14 protein-coding genes are annotated in these 18,376 nt (G+C 50.8%); 11 read left to right on the top strand and 3 right to left on the bottom strand.

Going from position 1 to position 18,376, the window contains the following annotated elements; genetic code table 11:
• Nucleotides 1–6: 6 nt before the first annotated feature.
• Genes MPHASIOC01_RS16460 through entH form a run of 5 tightly spaced genes read left to right on the top strand, consistent with a single transcriptional unit; the run spans nt 7 to nt 4,830 of the window.
• Nucleotides 7–1,173, top strand: coding sequence for an isochorismate synthase (locus MPHASIOC01_RS16460; protein ID WP_369935237.1), 1,167 nt, complete (start codon nt 7–9; stop codon nt 1,171–1,173).
• Between the two features lie 17 nt (nt 1,174–1,190).
• Nucleotides 1,191–2,801 (top strand): (2,3-dihydroxybenzoyl)adenylate synthase, encoded by a 1,611-nt coding sequence (locus tag MPHASIOC01_RS16455; RefSeq protein ID WP_353612932.1) that lies wholly within the window; start codon nt 1,191–1,193, stop codon nt 2,799–2,801.
• Nucleotides 2,802–2,812: 11 nt separating this feature from the next.
• Nucleotides 2,813–3,667 (top strand): isochorismatase family protein, encoded by an 855-nt coding sequence (locus tag MPHASIOC01_RS16450; protein WP_064601169.1) that lies wholly within the window; start codon nt 2,813–2,815, stop codon nt 3,665–3,667.
• Nucleotides 3,664–4,416 (top strand): 2,3-dihydro-2,3-dihydroxybenzoate dehydrogenase EntA, encoded by a 753-nt coding sequence (entA, locus tag MPHASIOC01_RS16445; RefSeq protein WP_064601168.1) that lies wholly within the window; start codon nt 3,664–3,666, stop codon nt 4,414–4,416. The genes MPHASIOC01_RS16450 and entA overlap by 4 nt, the downstream gene beginning before the upstream one ends.
• 3 nt (nt 4,417–4,419) lie before the next feature.
• Nucleotides 4,420–4,830: a proofreading thioesterase EntH gene (gene entH, locus MPHASIOC01_RS16440; RefSeq protein WP_064601167.1), complete on the top strand. Its 411-nt coding sequence runs from the start codon at nt 4,420–4,422 to the stop codon at nt 4,828–4,830.
• A 130-nt stretch (nt 4,831–4,960) separates the two neighbouring features.
• Here the strand turns inward: entH and MPHASIOC01_RS16435 are convergent, their stop codons facing one another.
• Both MPHASIOC01_RS16435 and MPHASIOC01_RS16430 read right to left on the bottom strand, forming a co-directional pair.
• Nucleotides 4,961–6,046 (bottom strand): YncE family protein, encoded by a 1,086-nt coding sequence (locus MPHASIOC01_RS16435; protein WP_353612931.1) that lies wholly within the window; start codon nt 6,044–6,046, stop codon nt 4,961–4,963.
• A gap of 187 nt (nt 6,047–6,233) precedes the next feature.
• Entirely contained in the window at nt 6,234–7,169 is a 936-nt protein-coding gene (locus tag MPHASIOC01_RS16430) for a LysR family transcriptional regulator (RefSeq protein WP_353612930.1), read from the bottom strand.
• 153 nt (nt 7,170–7,322) lie between these two features.
• Here MPHASIOC01_RS16430 and MPHASIOC01_RS16425 point away from each other — a divergent pair, with 153 nt between their 5' ends.
• From MPHASIOC01_RS16425 to MPHASIOC01_RS16410, 4 genes are all read left to right on the top strand, one after another.
• Nucleotides 7,323–8,324 (top strand): zinc-binding alcohol dehydrogenase family protein, encoded by a 1,002-nt coding sequence (locus tag MPHASIOC01_RS16425; protein WP_353612929.1) that lies wholly within the window; start codon nt 7,323–7,325, stop codon nt 8,322–8,324.
• Nucleotides 8,325–8,964: 640 nt separating this feature from the next.
• A complete protein-coding gene (locus tag MPHASIOC01_RS16420; protein ID WP_064601163.1) occupies nt 8,965–10,086 on the top strand; it encodes an efflux RND transporter periplasmic adaptor subunit in 1,122 nt (373 codons plus the stop codon).
• Entirely contained in the window at nt 10,086–13,193 is a 3,108-nt protein-coding gene (locus MPHASIOC01_RS16415) for an efflux RND transporter permease subunit (protein ID WP_064601162.1), read from the top strand. Before MPHASIOC01_RS16420 ends, MPHASIOC01_RS16415 begins: the two co-directional genes overlap by 1 nt.
• A gap of 3 nt (nt 13,194–13,196) precedes the next feature.
• On the top strand, nt 13,197–14,582 hold the full coding sequence (locus tag MPHASIOC01_RS16410) for an efflux transporter outer membrane subunit (protein ID WP_064601161.1): 1,386 nt from the start codon (nt 13,197–13,199) through the stop codon (nt 14,580–14,582).
• 88 nt (nt 14,583–14,670) lie between these two features.
• Here the strand turns inward: MPHASIOC01_RS16410 and MPHASIOC01_RS16405 are convergent, their stop codons facing one another.
• Nucleotides 14,671–15,153 (bottom strand): pyridoxamine 5'-phosphate oxidase family protein, encoded by a 483-nt coding sequence (locus MPHASIOC01_RS16405; protein WP_064601160.1) that lies wholly within the window; start codon nt 15,151–15,153, stop codon nt 14,671–14,673.
• 286 nt (nt 15,154–15,439) lie between these two features.
• Between MPHASIOC01_RS16405 and MPHASIOC01_RS16400 the strand changes: the two genes are divergently transcribed.
• Both MPHASIOC01_RS16400 and MPHASIOC01_RS16395 read left to right on the top strand, forming a co-directional pair.
• A complete protein-coding gene (locus tag MPHASIOC01_RS16400; RefSeq protein ID WP_064601158.1) occupies nt 15,440–16,615 on the top strand; it encodes an acetyl-CoA C-acetyltransferase in 1,176 nt (391 codons plus the stop codon).
• 646 nt (nt 16,616–17,261) lie between these two features.
• A complete protein-coding gene (locus tag MPHASIOC01_RS16395; RefSeq protein WP_064601156.1) occupies nt 17,262–17,945 on the top strand; it encodes a porin in 684 nt (227 codons plus the stop codon).
• The last annotated feature ends 431 nt before the right edge of the window (nt 17,946–18,376 follow it).

Here is an 18,376-nt window from a genome sequence, read left to right as displayed (position 1 = left end):
ACAGTGATGTTTCTGAGGGTGGGGATTCAGTCAATGACTGCAATACTGAGATCCGATAGCTTCTTTTTTATGTCGCCATTTCGCAGCCTGGTGACGCAGGGGTGTTTTTCCCGCATTACCACACCGCTGGCAGGTGGTGAGGATGCAGACAGCCCGTTTCAACAGGCGTTATCTGATGCGTTTGCTAAGGCGCATGATGCCGGGTTAACCCGGCCTGTTGTGGTTGGGGCGATTCCTTTCGATACGCGTAAGCCTTGCGCGTTATTTGTCCCTGAAACCTGGTCGGAATTCTCACGCGAAGCCTGGCTAAACCAGGTGAATAAGCCTGAAAAAAATCCCCTGACGGTGGTGCACCGAAAAGCTATTCCTGAACAGGCGACCTTTGAAGCAATGGTTGCCCGGGCGGTGGCATTAACCGCTACCCCGCAAGTGGACAAAATTGTTTTATCCCGGCTGATTGACATTACTGCGCAATCCCCACTGAACAGCATTGTGCTGCTCCGGCAACTGAGTGCGCAAAACCCGGGCAGTTTTAATTTCCATGTTCCACTGGCTGATGGGGGCGTTTTACTGGGGGCCAGCCCGGAATTACTGGTGCGTAAAGAGGGGGATGCGTTCGCTTCGCTACCCCTCGCGGGTTCTGCTCATCGCCACAATGATGCTGTGCTGGATAACGTTGCCGGGCAGCAACTGCTGGCTTCACAAAAAGACCAGTATGAACACGCGCTGGTGGTGCAGGCTATGAAAAGCGTCCTCGCGCCACACTGCCAACAGCTGGATATCCCCGCTTCGCCACAACTGATCTCAACTCCCACGTTGTGGCATCTGGCTTCTTCCATACATGGCATAGCCAACCAGGGTGACAATGTGTTGTCCCTTGCCAGCCGACTACACCCGACGCCAGCACTGAGTGGTTTCCCTCATGAGATTGCCACCTCATTGATACGCGAACTGGAACCATTCGACCGCGAACTGTTCGGTGGCATTGTTGGCTGGTGTGATGAACAGGGCAATGGCGAGTGGGCGGTTACCATTCGCTGTGCCGCGCTGAATGGTAACCAGGTGCGCTTGTTTGCTGGCGCAGGAATTGTACCGGCATCGTTGCCTGAAAAAGAGTGGCAGGAGACCGGCGTTAAGCTCTCCACCATGCTCAATGTGTTCGGGTTGAATTAATGCACAAGGACATACCAATGGCTATTCCTTTCACTCCCTGGCCAGATGAATTCGCCCGGCGTTACCGGGAAAAAGGGTACTGGCTGGACCGTCCCCTGACAGACATTATTGAAAACCAATGTGAAAACCCGTCTGTTGCGCTGATTGATGGCGCACGGTCGTTCAGTTACACACAACTCGACCAGCTTTCCAGCAATCTGGCGGCCAGCCTGTTAGCCCGTGGGGTTAAACCCGGTGACACTGCGCTGGTGCATCTGGGCAATAACGCGGAATTTTTTATTACCTTCTTCGCATTGCTGAAAATTGGCGTAGTGCCGGTTAATGCGTTGTTCAGTCATCAGCGTAATGAAGTGGATGCGTACGCGGTACAAATTTCGCCAACATTGTTGATTGCCGACCAGCAGCACAGCCTTTACCAGAATGCAGAAGCGGTGGACCATTTTGTTACCCGGCATGCTTCCATCCACACTGTTTTGTTGCGCGGAGCACAAGGCGCACAGAGCCTGGCCGAAGCGACAGAACAACCGGCTGGTGGTACTGAATTGCTCCCCGGCCCGGCAGACCAGGTGGCGTTTTTCCAGTTATCCGGCGGCAGTACCGGCACACCTAAACTGATTCCCCGCACGCACAACGATTATTACTACAGCATTCGCCGCAGTAACGAAGTGTGTGGGTTCAGTGCACAAACCCGTTACCTGTGCGCGCTGCCTGTCGCCCATAACTATTCCATGAGTTCACCGGGTACACTGGGGGTCTTTCTGGCTGGCGGTTGTGTGGTACTGGCTTCAGACCCGGACGCCACTTTGTGCTTCCCCTTAATTGAACAGCACCAAATCAATGTCACAGCCCTGGTGCCACCGGCGGCCAGCTTGTGGTTGCAGGCTATTAGTGAGTGGGGCAGTAACCAGCAACTTGCATCACTGCGGTTATTACAGGTAGGGGGCGCGCGCCTGTCACCGGCCCTTGCGGCACGAATTCCGGCAGAAATGGGTTGCCAGTTACAGCAGGTGTTTGGCATGGCAGAAGGGCTGGTGAACTACACCCGGCTGGATGACTCACCAGAACGCATTATCCACACTCAGGGCAAACCTATGTGCCCCGATGACGAAGTCTGGGTGGCAGATGAAAACAATAACCCACTGCCAACAGGCCAGGTGGGGCGTCTGATGACCCGTGGGCCTTATACCTTCCGTGGGTATTTCAACAGCCCGGAACACAATGCCAGCGCATTCGACCAGAACGGTTTTTACTGCTCTGGCGACCTGATTGCGATTGATGAAGCGGGTTACATCACTGTTCAGGGGCGCGAGAAAGATCAGATAAACCGTGGTGGTGAGAAAATTGCGGCAGAAGAAATAGAAAACCTGCTGCAACGCCATGAATCTGTGGTGCATGCCGGGCTGGTCAGTATTGAAGACCCTTTGCTGGGGGAAAAGAGCTGCGCTTACCTGGTTACTTCTGCACCGTTACGCGCTGTGGATATTCGGCGTTTTCTGCGCAGCCTTGGCGTGGCGGATTACAAACTACCTGACCGGGTGGTGTGTGTGGACGCCCTGCCGCTGACGGCTGTGGGCAAAGTAGATAAAAAAGCGCTTCGCCGCTGGATGGCTGAACGCGACGCAACCTGAGGAGGAGTGAAATGGCGATTCCAAAATTAACGGCTTATACATTGCCTGAAGCCAGTGAGTTACCGGTCAGCAAAGTCAACTGGGAAGCGGACCCTGCCCGTGCAGCACTGCTGATTCACGATATGCAGGAGTATTTCTTGGGGTTCTGGGGGGAAAATAACGCCATGATTAACCAGGTGGTGAATAACATCGCTACCCTTCGCCAGCACTGCAAGCAGCAGGGGATCCCGGTTTATTACACTGCGCAGCCAAAAGACCAGCCAGCAGAAGACAGAGCTTTATTGAATGATATGTGGGGGCCAGGGCTGACCAAATCGCCGGAGCAACAGGCAGTGATGGCTGCACTCACACCAGATAAAGATGACACCGTCTTAGTGAAGTGGCGCTACAGCGCGTTTCATCGCTCACCGCTGGAACAGTTGCTCAAAGAAAGTGGTCGCGACCAACTGATTATTACTGGCGTGTATGCCCATATTGGCTGCATGACGACGGCCACGGATGCCTTTATGCGTGACATTCAGCCGTTTATGGTGGCTGATGCCCTGGCGGACTTCAGCCGTGAAAAACACCTGATGGCACTCAACTATGTGGCTGGCTGCGCCGGACAGGTGGTAATGACCCAGGATGTGGTGCCATTACCTGCCAGTAAAGGGCATCTGCGGGAGATTATTCGCCCACTGATTGATGAAGAAGATGAACCCATGGATGATGAAAATCTGGTGGATTTCGGCCTGGATTCCGTGCGGATGATGGCGCTGGCAGCACGCTGGCGTAAGGTTCACCCTGATATTGACTTCGTCATGCTGGCGAAAACCCCCACTATTGATGCCTGGTGGGCGTTGTTATCCCGCGAGGTTCGGGTATGACCCCTGGGTTTCAGGACAAAACCGTGTGGGTGACCGGCGCGGGCAAAGGTATTGGCTATGCGACGGCGCAGGCCTTTGCCGCCGCAGGTGCGAATGTCACCGGATTCGACCTCGCTTTCCCGCTGAATACCTACACCTTTTCAACTGTGATGATGGATGTGGCGGATGACCAGCAGGTAAGTGACGTTTGCAAGGGGCAACTGGCATCAATCCAGAGGCTGGATGTGCTGGTGAATGCCGCCGGCATTCTGACTATGGGCGCAACCGATGAACTCACCCCTGAAGCCTGGCATCGTACCTTTGCGGTTAACGTGGGCGGCGCGTTCAACCTGTTCCGCCATACCATGGCGCAGTTTCGCCACCAGAAAGGCGGGGCTGTCGTGACCGTTGCTTCAGATGCTGCGCATACACCACGTATTGGTATGAGTGCTTATGGTGCTTCTAAAGCGGCGCTGAAAAGCCTGGCGCAAACTGTCGGGCTGGAACTGGCCCCATTTGGTGTACGCTGTAACCTGGTCTCACCCGGTTCAACGGATACCGACATGCAGCGCACATTATGGCTGAGCAATGATGCCGAACAGCAACGTATTCGCGGTTTCGCTGAGCAATTCAAGCTGGGGATACCTTTGGGGAAAATCGCCCGGCCTGAGGAGATCGCCAATACTGTGCTGTTTCTGGCCTCCGAACTCGCGAGCCACATCACATTGCAGGATATTGTGGTGGACGGTGGCTCAACTCTGGGGGCATAGCCTGTGTGGAAACGGCAACTGTCTCTTGAGGCACTGAATGCCACCAGTGCAGATACTCTGGTGGCGCAACTGGGTATTGTTTATACCGCATTAGGCGAAGATTACCTTGAGGCGGAAATGCCGGTAGACAGCCGGACATTTCAGCCTTTCGGTTTGCTGCACGGCGGGGCATCCGCTGCACTGGCAGAAACATTAGGCTCAATGGCCTGTTTTCTGACTACCCGGGAAGGGCAATGTGCGGTGGGTACTGAATTAAATGTCACTCATCACCGCCCGGTGGCTCAGGGCAAGGTTCGTGGGCGCTGTACGGTACTGCACCCTGGGCGGCAAAGCCAAAGTTGGGAAATCGTGGTGTTTGATGAACAAGGGCGGCGTTGCTGTACCTGCCGTCTGAGCACTGCGGTTCTGGGTTAATCTTTACTTCATTTCGTTAATTTGAACGGCTTATACGCCACAATGTGAGCCGTTGTCACTGCAGTGTGTTCTGTAGTTGGTGGGCATTGAATACAACAGGCAATACCCTGGCGGGCATTGCCTGTGCGAATTAATTCAGTGCGATGCGGACAATATCATCTGGAGCGGTTGCTGGTTTGGTGCGGGTTGCTTCCTGCTTAACCGTGACATACAGCGTATTACCCTCTGGTGAAACAGCCAGGCTGTTTGGATGAACCGGTAACTTAATGGTTTTGGTTACCGCCAGGGTTTTGCCATCGATAATGCTGACTGAGCCGTCTGTGCGGTGTGTGGCATAAATTTCGTCACGCTTCGCGTTAAACAGCACGGCTACAGACGTTGGTGTGGCGATATGGTTAACCACTTTATTGGTTTTCAGATCCACCACAAATAAGCCAGGTTGTTTGCCATCAGAAATAAAGGCGCGCTGGCCCTGGGTATCCAGACTGATATTCAGCAGCATATGGTCTTTGCCATCATCAACAATTTTATGGCGTTCCAGAACCTTGTTGTTGGTTGTGTCGATAATAATCAACTCGCCATCTGCGTTGGTGGTGTACAGGCGCCTGGTCTGGCTGTCCAGCGCCAGCCCGGTATTCAGTTTACCCAGGTGTGTAATGGTGTGTTTCAGTGTGAGGTTTTTGCCATCCACCACCCAGATTACACTGTCAGCGCGGCCAATACCGCCAACGTAAATGGTATTGGTTGCTTCATCAACTGCCAGTTCACGCGGCGCAGGTGGGCGGTTTTTTTCTGCACCCGGTTTTTTATCCTGCGCGGCGGCCTGTGGTACCAGGGCCAGAATGCCAGCAACTTTACCTGTCGTGGCATCCACTGCCATCAGGGCACTGGTAAAGGTATCGCCGAAATACAGAGTATTGGTTTTACTGTTCAGCGCTGCACCAAAAGCTTTGTTCGGTGTATCAATAATATGAGTTGTATCCAGTGTGGCAGCGTTTAGCTGGTAAACAGCACCGCCAGGCTCGCCGCGCTGCTTGATTGTTGCTGCATATACCGCATTGTTATTTGGGTTATAAACAATTTCGTACTCCCCAAAACCAACAGGTTTGCGCAAAACAGTATCTGCGGCCAGGGTAGCAAATGCCATGCCGCCAAGCATTACCGCCAGCGCCAGGTGAGAGAAATGCCGTTTAAAAGATGAGTTCTGCAGATCCATGATTACACCCTTTTTTGAGATGAATTATTATTTGCTTATGTTAATGATAACTATTTCGATTATCATGTAACCATGTTGCAGAGTCAAACAGTTATCAGCACAAAATCGGGGGCTGGAATATTGGTGGTTGTGCCGTTGGATTTAATCCCACAGGCACACTTAACCCTGTGTTGTGTGGTGGTAAGTGTTAGTGTTGTTCACCAAAGCCGTTGTAATGATCCAGTGCCCTGGTAATCGCCGCCAGATGCTCTTTCAGATTACTGTGCAGGGTTCTGATTGCGGGGGAGAACTGTTTACGATGCGGGCAAATCAGGTTTAACGGCGCGGTTTCCCCAGCCTGGTCTGGCAGAACAACTTCGAGCCTGTTGTTCTGGACATCGTGGCAAACATCCAGCCATGATTTGTAGACGATACCCATCCCTTCAATTGCCCAGCGCCGGGCCACATCGGCATCATCACAAAGCAACCTGGCTGCCACTGGCAGTTCCTGCACTGCTCCGTTCACCGGAAATGACCATTTATCAACAAATGTGTTGTTGAGCGTAAATGCCAGACATGGGTGGTGAAGGATATCTTCCAGTGATTCAGGCCTGCCGTGTTCATCAAGGTATGCTGGTGACGCAACCAGTACCCGGCGATTCTCCGGGGCAAGCGGCAGAGCAACATAATCACGGTTGTTCAGTACACCATAGCGAATGGCAATATCCACCGGGTCACGGAAGATATCGCTGACGTGGTCGGATAGAAATAAACGCAGGCTGATACGCGGGTGGCTCCGGCAAAAATCAGTAATAACCGGAAGCAGCACATTACGCCCCACATCGGAGGGCATCGCTATTTTTAATTCTCCCTGGAAATCCTGCTCGCTGGTACGCAGACTTTCAGCGCCAGCCTGCATTGCGCTGAGCATCTCCCGTGCAAAGGGCAAGTATTTCTCACCCTCAGCGGTCAGGCGCAGGCTGCGGGTGGAGCGGGCAAACAGGCGAGTGTCCAAATCCCTTTCCAGGCGGCGAATGGCTGCACTGACCTGAGCTGGCAACAGGCTGGCTTCGCGAGCCGCGGCGGAAAAACTGCCAAGCAGCGCTGAACGAATAAACAAATGAACATCTTCAAGACGAATCACAGGCGGCCTCTCACAACTGATTCGATTTACACTCCAGGAGTGAAAGTGTTGCTCATTTTAGCTAATTTTTCTGGTTATCTGCCAGGCGTAGACTGCGTTAACTAACTTTAATTGAGATGTTAATTGCCCTTTGCCACAAACAGGAGGCAGGTTGTGAAAGCGATTGTTTATAGCCAGCACGGTTTACCGATTACCGATGAACAGGCGTTATATGAAACAGAACTCCCCATGCCAGTGCCTGGTCCCCATGATCTGCGGGTAAAAATCCAGGCGATTGCGGTCAACCCGGTAGATATGAAAGTTCGCCAGAGTGCAGCCGTGGCTGAGCCGCGTATTCTTGGCTGGGATGCCGTTGGTATCGTTGATGCGGTGGGTGAAGCCGTAACCCTGTTTAAACCGGGTGATGAAGTATATTACGCAGGTGATATTACCCGCCCGGGGGCGTATGCCGAATATGGGCTGGTGGATGAATTTATCGCCGGGCACAAACCGGCTTCGCTGAGTGTGGCAGATGCTGCAGCATTACCTTTAACATCACTTACAGCATGGGAACTGTTGTTTGACAGACTTAATGCGGCAAAAGATGAACACGCAGCGTTGTTGATTATTGGCGCAGCTGGTGGTGTGGGCACCATGCTGACCCAACTGGCAAGAAAGCTGACCAACCTGACGGTGATTGGTACAGCTTCCCGCCCGGAAACAGTGGAGTGGGTAAAAAGTTTTGGCGCACATCATGTTATTGACCATAGCCGACCATTGCGTGAAGGCTTACAGCAAGCCGGGATTGAGTCTGTGCGCTATGTCGCAAGCCTCACCCACACAGAGCAGCATTTTGCTGATAGCGTTGATGTGCTGGCGCCACAGGGGCGTTTCGGGGTAATTGATGACCCGGCCACTCTTGATGTTATGCCGTTAAAAAAGAAAGCAATTTCTTTGCACTGGGAGCTCATGTTCACACGTTCCATGTTTGCCACACCGGACCGTATTCGCCAGCATGAAATCCTTGACCATGTCAGCCACCTTATTGATGCCGGAACACTGAATACAACGGTGGGCGAACATTACGGGGTGATGAGTGCGGCAAACTTACGCCGGGCGCATGCCATGCTGGAAAGTGGCCGGGCAAAAGGCAAAATTGTGCTGTCCGGGTTTTGAAAACTGCTAATGCCATTTGCTTATTTTTCCTGCCGTCCCTCTTACCCGGTATTGCGCCGGGTAAGGCTTGTTGACTGTTACTGATACGTATACCTTAACCCATCTCTCAGGTACTGAAATGTCTCTTTTCGTTTGTTAACACCCCCTGTAACGACAATATGGCAGAAAGTATGAAGTTAAATGCGAGATATTCTGAAGTCTCTGTCAGTAAAAAGTACCGGAACGTGACATTTTATGAATTGGCACAAATAGCTACAAAATGAGAATGAAAATTCTCATAATTAGCAGCATCGTGAAAATAAATAAGATGAGAATAGTCTTGGTGATGGCGTTATTGCTGGCTATCCCTGAAAACCAAAGCAGGTAATTATTTCGTAAGTAGCTATTTGTTGATCTACAGGTAGTTTTTCCTGGCTGCGGGTACGCAGTTGTCACGACAAAGACGCACTCTACGTAATGGCTATTTTATAACAGCGGGGAAAACCCCTTTGCTGAATAATATTTCTTCCCTGAACGGGATTTTCTCTGCTGGTATTGTGCCAGCAGAGCTGGCGAAGGCCGGTTTAATGATTTGATTTATCTGATTTTCAATAGGGTTCCTTTTTGCTGTTTGCGCCTTTGGGTGTGAGTTAGAGGAATTATGAAAATTCGTGGTATTTACCTTTTATCCGTATGTTTATTGTTCGGATGTGATAACAAGGATAACGCCAGTAGACCCTCCACAGTAACCGAAGTGGGAGTGGTCACTTTACAACAACAGCCTTACACCCTGAAAAGCGAACTGACCGGGCGGACTACCGCGACGCTTAGTGCCGAAGTGCGCCCTCAGGTTGGCGGCATTATTGAGAAAAGATTGTTTACCGAAGGCCAGGACGTCAAAGCCGGGCAGGCGTTATACCAGATAGACCCGTCCAGCTATCGTGCGGCTTATGATGAAGCTATTGCGGCGCAAAAAACAGCACAGGCGCAAATGATGGGCGATTGCCAAAAAGCACGCCGTTATTCGCAACTGGTGAAAGTTGACGGGGTATCAAAGCAGGATGCAGATGACGCAGTGGCAACCTGTGGTGTGGATAAAGCAACGCTTGAAGAGAAAAAAGCAGCGGCAGAAGCGGCTCGCATTGACCTGAACTGGACAACAGTCACTGCGCCAATTAGCGGGCGAATTGGTATTTCGTCGGTTACACCCGGCGCACTGGTCAGTGCTTCTCAGACCACCGCACTGACTACGATTTACAGCCTTGACAAGATGTATGTTGACCTGACGCGCTCCAGTGCGGATTTGCTACGCCTGCGTAAAGAGGCGCTGGCGCAAAACAGCAATACGTTTGACGTGACACTTACTTTGGAAGATGGCAGCACTTATCCGCTGAAAGGGCACCTTGAACTTACTGAAGTGGCAGTGGATACCTCGACTGGCTCAGTTACGCTGCGTGCAGTCTTCCCTAACCCTCAGCATATTTTACTCCCCGGCATGTTTGTGCGCGCAAGTATTGATGAAGGTGTTGTTGAGAATGCCATTCTCGCACCGCAAAAAGGGATTGGCCGTGATCCGAAAGGTGAAGCCACAGCCTATGTAGTCGATGCCAATAACAAAGTGGAATTGCGTACGCTTAAAACTGGCGAGGCTGATGGTACCAACTGGGTGGTGTTGAGTGGACTGAAATCAGGTGACCGGATTGTGGTGGAAGGCAGTGATAAAGTGACATCGGGCCAAACCGTCAAACCAGTTGAAGTGAAACTGAGCGGAGAGGCGAACTGATGTTTTCACGTTTCTTTGTTAATCGCCCGGTATTTGCCTGGGTGATAGCCATCTTAATTATGATGGCAGGCGCCATTGCCATTCGGACATTACCGGTTGCGCAATATCCGGATGTTGCGCCTCCTTCCGTGCAAATTAAAGCCACCTATACCGGAGCATCTGCCGATACACTGGAAAACAGTGTTACCAAAGTTATTGAGCAGCAACTGACCGGGCTGGATAACCTGCTCTATTTTTCATCCACCAGTAGTTCCGATGGTAGTGTGAAAATTACCGTGACCTTTGCTCAGGGAACGAACCCGGATACAGCACAGGTGCAGGTACAAAATAAAGTACAACAGGCTGAGTCGCGCTTGCCAACGGAAGTCCAGGAACAAGGGATAACCGTAACCAAGACCCAAAGTGACTTCCTGATGATTGCTGCGGTCTATGATAAAACCGACAAAGCCAGTAGCTCTGATGTTTCGGACTGGCTGGTCAGCAACCTGCAGGACCCGTTGTCACGGCTTAATGGTGTCGGGAGTGTGCAGGTATTCGGTGCGGAATATGCTATGCGTATTTGGCTGGACCCGGCAAAACTGGCTGCTTACTCATTGATGCCGTCCGATGTCGAAACGGCAATTAAAGCGCAGAACGTTCAGGTTACTGCCGGGAAAATCGGCAGCATGCCTTCTGCAGACAGCCAGCAATTTACCGCGACTGTACGCGCCCAGTCTCGTCTGCAAACACCAGAGCAATTCCGCAATATTATTGTGAAAAGCGAGTCAGATGGCTCGGTGGTGCGAATAAAAGACATTGCCCGGGTGGAAATGGGCAGTGAAGATTATACCGCTCAGGCGCGGCTGAATGGCCACCCGGCCGCTGGTGTGGCAGTTATGCTGGCACCTGGCGCTAACGCACTGAATACCGCAGCGCTGGTGAAGGCCAAAATACAGGAATACCAGCGCAATATGCCGGAAGGTTATGCAGTTGCATACCCGAAAGACAGCACTGAGTTTATTCGCCTGTCCATTCATGATGTGGTGGAAACCCTGTTTGAAGCCATCATTCTGGTGGTTGCTGTTATGTACCTGTTTTTGCAAAACTTCCGCGCAACGCTGATTCCTGCGATCGCTGTGCCGGTAGTTTTGCTGGGTACCTTCGGTGTGCTGGCCATATTTGGTTACTCTATCAACACCCTGACTCTGTTTGGGATGGTGCTCGCCATCGGGTTGCTGGTGGATGATGCCATTGTTGTAGTGGAAAACGTCGAGCGAATAATGCGTGAGGAGGGGCTTTCGCCGAAAGCGGCAACAGAAAAATCCATGGGGGAAATTTCTGGTGCGCTGGTAGCGATTGCTCTGGTGTTGTCTGCCGTCTTCTTGCCTATGGCGTTTTTTGGTGGTGCGACTGGGGTCATTTACCGCCAGTTTTCTGTCACTATTATTTCTGCCATGGTGCTTTCGGTAGTGGTTGCGTTGACGCTGACACCGGCGCTATGCGGCAGTATCCTGCAACACAGCCGCCCGCATTCGAAAGGCTTCTTTGCCGGTTTTAACCGCTTTTACCAGTCAACTGAAGGTAAATACCGCCACCGCGTACTGGGTGTGTTGCGTAAACCCCTGCGCCTGGCCGTGGTGTATGTCGTGCTGGCAGGCGCGATGGGCTTTCTGTTGCTGCATCTTCCGGGCGGTTTTTTACCCGTTGAAGACCAGGGACAGGTGATGGTGCAGTATACATTGCCTTCAGGGGCCAGCGCGCACCGTACTGACCAGGTTAACAAAGCAGTGAGCGACTGGTTTTTACACCAGGAAAGGGCCAATACCGATGTTATCTTCACCATTACCGGGTTTAGTTTTGCTGGTAGCGGTGAGAACACGGGTATGGCCTTTGTGGCATTAAAAAACTGGGACCAGCGTAAAGGTGCAGAAAACACTTCCAGCAGCATTGCTCTGCGAGCGATGCATGATCTCTCCAGACTGCGTGATGCGCATGTCTTTGCGATGGTGCCTCCGTCTGTCTCCGGGATGGGGCAAAGTAGTGGTTTTACCTTTGAACTGATGGCATCTGGTAGTACCGACCGCACTGAACTGGCGAAACTGCGCGATACGCTTATCAGTGAAGCGAATAAGAGCCCTGAATTGTCCTCTGTACGCGCTAATGAGTTGCCGGATATGCCTCAGTTGCAGGTTGATATCGACAACAATAAAGCAGTTGCTCTGGGGCTGACACTCAGTGATGTGACAGATACATTGTCCAGCGCCTGGGGCGGTACCTACGTAAACGACTTTATTGACCGTGGACGCGTCAAAGAAGTGTATATCGAAGGGGATAAACAGTTCCGCTCCAAACCGTCTGACCTCAACAAATGGTATGTACGCAACAGCAGTGACACCATGACGCCGTTTTCAGCCTTCGCTACCACTCACTGGACTTACGGGCCGGAAGCTCTGGTGCGTTATAACGGTAATGCTGCGTATGAAATCCAGGGGGATAACAGCCCCGGTTACAGTTCTGGTGCAGCAATGGACAAAATAGCCGAGCTGGCGAATAAATTGCCGAAAGGGTCCACCTGGGCATGGAGTGGGTTGTCATTACAGCAACAAATGGCTGGTGGGCAGGCAACCAGTTTGTATGCCATTTCTATTCTGGTGGTGTTCCTGTGTCTGGCGGCATTGTACGAGAGCTGGTCTGTGCCATTTTCTGTCATCCTGGTGATTCCATTGGGAGTACTGGGCGCCACTCTGGCAGCAACGCTGCGTGGCCTGGATAACGATGTCTACTTCCAGGTAGGGTTGCTGACGACCATCGGGCTGTCATCGAAAAACGCCATTTTGATAGTGGAGTTTGCTGAAGCCGGAGTGAAACGAGGAATGTCATTGAGTGCAGCAGCTATTCAGGCAGCCCGCACCCGTTTACGCCCGATTATGATGACGTCACTGGCCTTTATTGCCGGGGTCTTCCCGCTGGCGATAGCAACCGGTGCCGGGGCGAACAGCCGTATTGCAATCGGAACCGGTATTATTGGCGGAACACTGACCGCAACGTTACTGGCTATCTTCTTTGTGCCTTTGTTCTTTGTGCTGGTGAAACACTTGTTTGCCAGCCGCCGTTCCGTTCAGGAGTAACCCATGTTACCGCGAATTACCGTTATCGCTTTATCGTTGTTGTTAGCCGGGTGTATTTCACTGGACCCGAAATATCAACGCCCGGCATCTGCGGTGCCCGGCACCTGGCCGGGAGCCAGCCAGCATGGCGCAGCACCAGTGGTGTTGAAAGACTGGCAGCATATCGTGAATGACCCGCGGCTGAAACAGGTGGTGGAGCGTGCCCTTGCCAGCAACCGCGATTTACAGAAAGCCATTACCGATATCGACGCTGCTCGTGCTCTGTATGTTGAACAACGTGCGTCACTTTTCCCTTCACTGGATGCGGGGCTTGATGTGACCCGCAGCCGGACGACAAGTAATGGTGTGTCTACCAGCGCCAGTGCGGAAGGAACGGTTTCGAGCTTTGAACTGGATTTATTCGGTTATAACCAGAGCCTGAGCCGGGCGGAAAAAGAAACCTGGCTTGCCAGTAAATACACAGCGCAAGATACCCGGCTGACCTTGATCTCTGAAACCACAACGGCCTGGATTACTCTGGCAGCAGATAAGAGCAACCTGGCATTAGCGCAAAGCACCATGGACAGTGCGGCAAAATCACTGGCAATTACCCGCAAACAACATGACGTTGGCACGGCTGCGGCAACGGATGTTTCCGAAGCACAGGAAGTGTGGCAGGAAGCCCGTGCCAGCGTTGCCAGTTACAAAACACTGGTGATGCAGGATAAAAATGCACTGGATTTGTTGGTTGGTGAACCGGTACCGGACACGCTATTGCCTGATGAGCTGAGTAAGCTTGCCAACAACAGCATTGAACTGGTGCCTGCAGGCGTCTCTTCAACGGTCCTGTTACGCCGCCCGGATGTGCAGGAGGCCGAACATAACCTGCTGAGCGCCAACGCCGATATTGGTGCCGCCAGAGCCAATTTTTTCCCCACTATTTCGCTGACATCCAGTGCTGGTGTGGGCAGTGACAGCCTGTCCGGGTTGTTCAACCATGGGCTGAAAGTGTGGAGTTTTGCGCCATCGATTAGTCTGCCTGTTTTCAGTGGAGGCAAGAACCTGGCTCAATTGCACTACGCTGAGGCTGAGAAAAAAGGTCTGGTGGCGACTTACCAGAAAACGATTCAGAGTGCATTCAAAGATGTGGCGGACGCGCTGGCGCGCCGTGAAACCCTGGATGAACAAATGGATGCCCAGCGTGGCTATGTGGCTGCGGCACAGAAAACGCTGGAACTGGCGCAAAAAAGTTACCAAATAGGTAGCGGTGACTACCTCACCGTACTGACAGCGCAACGGACATTATGGTCCGCTCAGGAATCGTTAATTGCACTGCAACAAACCGATTTTGAAAACCGTATTACGCTGTGGGAATCTTTGGGAGGTGGGTTGAATAATAATGCACACTAAATTTTGACCACAGTATTTTTGACACTGTGCCACCCGGTTTTTGACCGGGTGGTTGCCACTTCGTATTGAGTTTCTTAGTGAAATTTAGCTATTTACCATAAAGCAATCGGTTCACACTGTAAGACTCCAGTGTCTGACGGATATGCGCTTCTTCATTACGCTCTGGCAAGGTAAAGTAGCTGGGAGCGAGGATACGGGAAACCGATTCAATCGTCACAACGATAAGATTTTGTACTGTGAACTCACCTTTGATGCGTGCCAGAACATCGCGCCCCACTGCAGGAAAGCGTGAATCAGCTGACGGTATAATGCTGGCATTTCCGGTAATTTTGAACCCTCTCTGGCGAAACACATCAATAAAACTCAGGCACACCTTGTTCTGCTGACGGATATTCTCAACAGAGCGGGCAGAGGCAATATCAGCAATCACAATTTGTTGCTTACCATCCCAGGAAAACATCTCTTTGGGTGAGACATTAGGGGCACCGCTGGCATCAACCGTTGCCAGCCAGCACAGTACCGCATTCGTCAGATCCTTACGAAAAGCCTGAATGTCCGTGAATTGCGTCATGATGTCCTCCTGAAACTGGCCTGTTTTTAGTGTCTTTTCTCAGAAAATCATCGGCCTGAATTGCCCCGGAAAAAGCGAGCTGCTTCATAAAATGGAGGCGGTTACGCAGACATTACGGTTTTCTTTGACCAGAAATAAGATTTATGGTGCTCGGGTAGCATTGAAAGGACCAGGGAATGGGGTTGTTTGTAATCGTGATGTTGTTCACTTTTTACGTAGATTTTAAAAATAACCTGCAGTTGTTGCTTTACCATAAAACAGGATCTTACTTAGGGAGTGTTCAGCTATGCGGGATGTTGTGATTACTGGTGCGGTTCGTACACCCATTGGCAGTTACCAGGGGGCATTATCTCACCTCTCTGCTGTTGAACTGGGGAGCCTGGTTGTCAAGGCATTGCTGGCACGCAGTGGTGTTTCTGCCGGGCAGGTGGATGAAGTGATTATGGGGCAGGTACTCACCGCCGGAGCCGGGCAAAATCCTGCCCGGCAAACAGCCCTGAAAAGTGGCCTGCCCTGTACTGTTTCTGCCATTACTATCAATGATGTTTGTGGTTCGGGCCTGAAGGCATTACACCTCGCAACCCAGGCGATTCAGTGTGGTGAAGCGGACGTCGTGATAGCGGGGGGACAGGAAAATATGAGCCGGGCACCTCAGCTACTTCTGGAAGGATCAGCAGCAGGTGGTCTGGATAATGGTCAGGTGGTGGAGAGCCTGGTTCATGACGGGCTGTGGGATGCTTTTAATGATTATCATATAGGTGTTACAGCAGAAAACCTGGCGCGTGAGTTTGGTATCAGCCGCCAGGAGCAGGATAACTGGGCTTTGGCTTCGTATCAAAAAGCATTATCAGCAATTCATGGTGGGCGCTTTCGCGACGAAATAGTACCAGTCAGTTCTGCGCCAGGCAGCACAATGCCGCTGGTCGAGAGTGATGAACAACCGTTGCGCCAGTCCAGTGCTGAGCTGCTGGCAGCACTTTCACCCGCTTTTGATGTGCGGGGCAGCGTGACTGCAGGGAATGCATCGTCAATTAATGATGGAGCCGCTGCTGTTATGATGATGAGTGCTGAATGTGCACAGCAATCAGGTGTACCTGTTTTGGCTCGCATCAAGGCGTTTGCCAGCGTCGGGGTGGACCCGGCATTTATGGGAATCGCTCCCGTTCATGCTACCCGGCGTTGCCTTGAGAGGGCTGGTTGGGCACTGGAGGAACTTGATCTCATTGAAGCCAACGAAGCGTTTGCTGCACAAATGATCTCGGTCAGCCGCCACCTGGAGTGGGACACCCGTAAGGTGAATGTCAATGGTGGGGCTTTGGCTCTGGGGCACCCGATTGGCGCGTCTGGCTGCCGCATTCTGGTTTCTCTGCTGCATGAAATGAAGAAACGTGAAGCGCGTAAAGGGCTGGCTACCTTGTGTATTGGCGGGGGGCAGGGGGTTGCACTTGCAGTAGAACGCTAAGGCTCTGGCAGTCGTTGCCAGTTATTTCTCGATGGCACAGCACACTGATAACGTCTGTTTTTTCGCTTAATTAGCGTGTTCACAGCAATTGCACTACCTGTATCACGCTACGTAATATTTCATACTTCACACGTTTTTTTCATACTTCATACTTTTATTTTTCCATTCCACACTCCTGGAGTGAAAACCACAACGCTTTCATTATTATTCCTTTTTGACAAAACACGGGTTGTTGTCGCTTCATCGTATGTGGTAGCAATTCGACATCACACTATTGCATGACAGATTTACCAGATATTAGCTTTTAAACCTGCCATGCATTGCTTCTCTTTGTATCTTTCCCGCCTTATATGAAAACCTGAAAATTAGCCAGCTAAGTATTTTTAATTGTACTAAAAAAGTGCGATAACGATCCGTATTTTTTAATTGAAATATTATTTCATTTATGCATTTAAGGTTGTTTGTTGCGATTTTTAGAGGGGGTTTGTTTGTTTTTTGAGTAGAAATTATGACTCATGTCACGAATAGGGTATTGGTTCAATTTACTGGTCATTAATTCTGACACGGATCACTAAAATAGTATTTTTTTAAAAATAAAATCACATTCCATAAAAATGAAACAGTTTTTCAATAGTTGGGATATAACATGTTAAGAAAAACTCTGGGTTTGGTCGTATTATGTGGGGCAAGTTTTGCGGCTTCTGCGGTAACGGTAGATATGCGTCATGAATACCGTGATGATGGCCGTAATGCGGACCGCGTTTCTGTTTCTCACCGCTTTGCGAATGGTTTTGGGTTTAGTGTTGAAGCCAAATGGAAATCAGGTGGTACCAATCAGGACCAGCCTTTTACCGATATCATTGCTAATGGTCATGAAGAGCAAATCAGCTGGCGCTGGCGTGCAAATAAGAACTTTGCGCTGACACCTGGTATGAACCTTGACAGTAATGACAGCAAATCAACCTATAAGCCTTTCCTGCACGCACAATATAGCTTTGATAATGGGGTGTATGTTGCTGCGCGTTATCGCTTTGAATATACGCGTTATCCGGATAATGCCAATAAAGATGATGATAAGGTAAACCGTGGTGATGTCTGGGTGGGGTATGTTCTGGGTGACTGGCGCGCTGAGCTGAATTATCTGTACGCACGCAGTGAGCATAATATTCGCTCGAATAACAATAAATATTCGGAAGAGTACAACCTGAAAGTCGCGTATAAACTGGACAAAAACTGGGCACCATATGCTGAGTTGGGCAACATTTCCGGTAGCTCGAAAACGGATGAACGCCAGACTCGCTACCGCGTAGGGGTTGCATATTCCTTCTGATAACAGGCAGCAGGTAATAAATTATCTGCTGCTATATTCTCTTTTTGAAATGCATAATGCGCCATGAAATACAGGTGGTGCTATTATGCATGAAATAAACATTTCCTTTGTTGGAAATGCCAGGTTGCGTTATTACCCTTTTTCCTGATAGGTACGCATTTTAAATCTATTGACTGTCATGCCGGTATTACTAATAAACTTGTAATGCAGACTGAGGATACAGAGCATCTGACTTTACTTTCTTGACGCCACATTGTAATACCGGGTATTCAGGTAAGCATTCCGCAGGGAGTGCTTTTTTTTGTAGTTTATTTAATGAAAACCTTTAAATGCATAAATAGTTAGCTGATGTTTTTGCTGAGTATGGCTGTGAGTTTGTGTGAGTATTTGTCTGTCTGTTTTCTTATGCTGACTTCTGACTTCTGACTTCT

Source organism: Mangrovibacter phragmitis, assembly GCF_040429585.1.
GTDB lineage: Bacteria > Pseudomonadota > Gammaproteobacteria > Enterobacterales > Enterobacteriaceae > Mangrovibacter > Mangrovibacter phragmitis.
The sequence above is the reverse complement of the archived record's forward strand: the minus strand, read 5'-3'. Positions and strand labels throughout refer to the sequence as shown.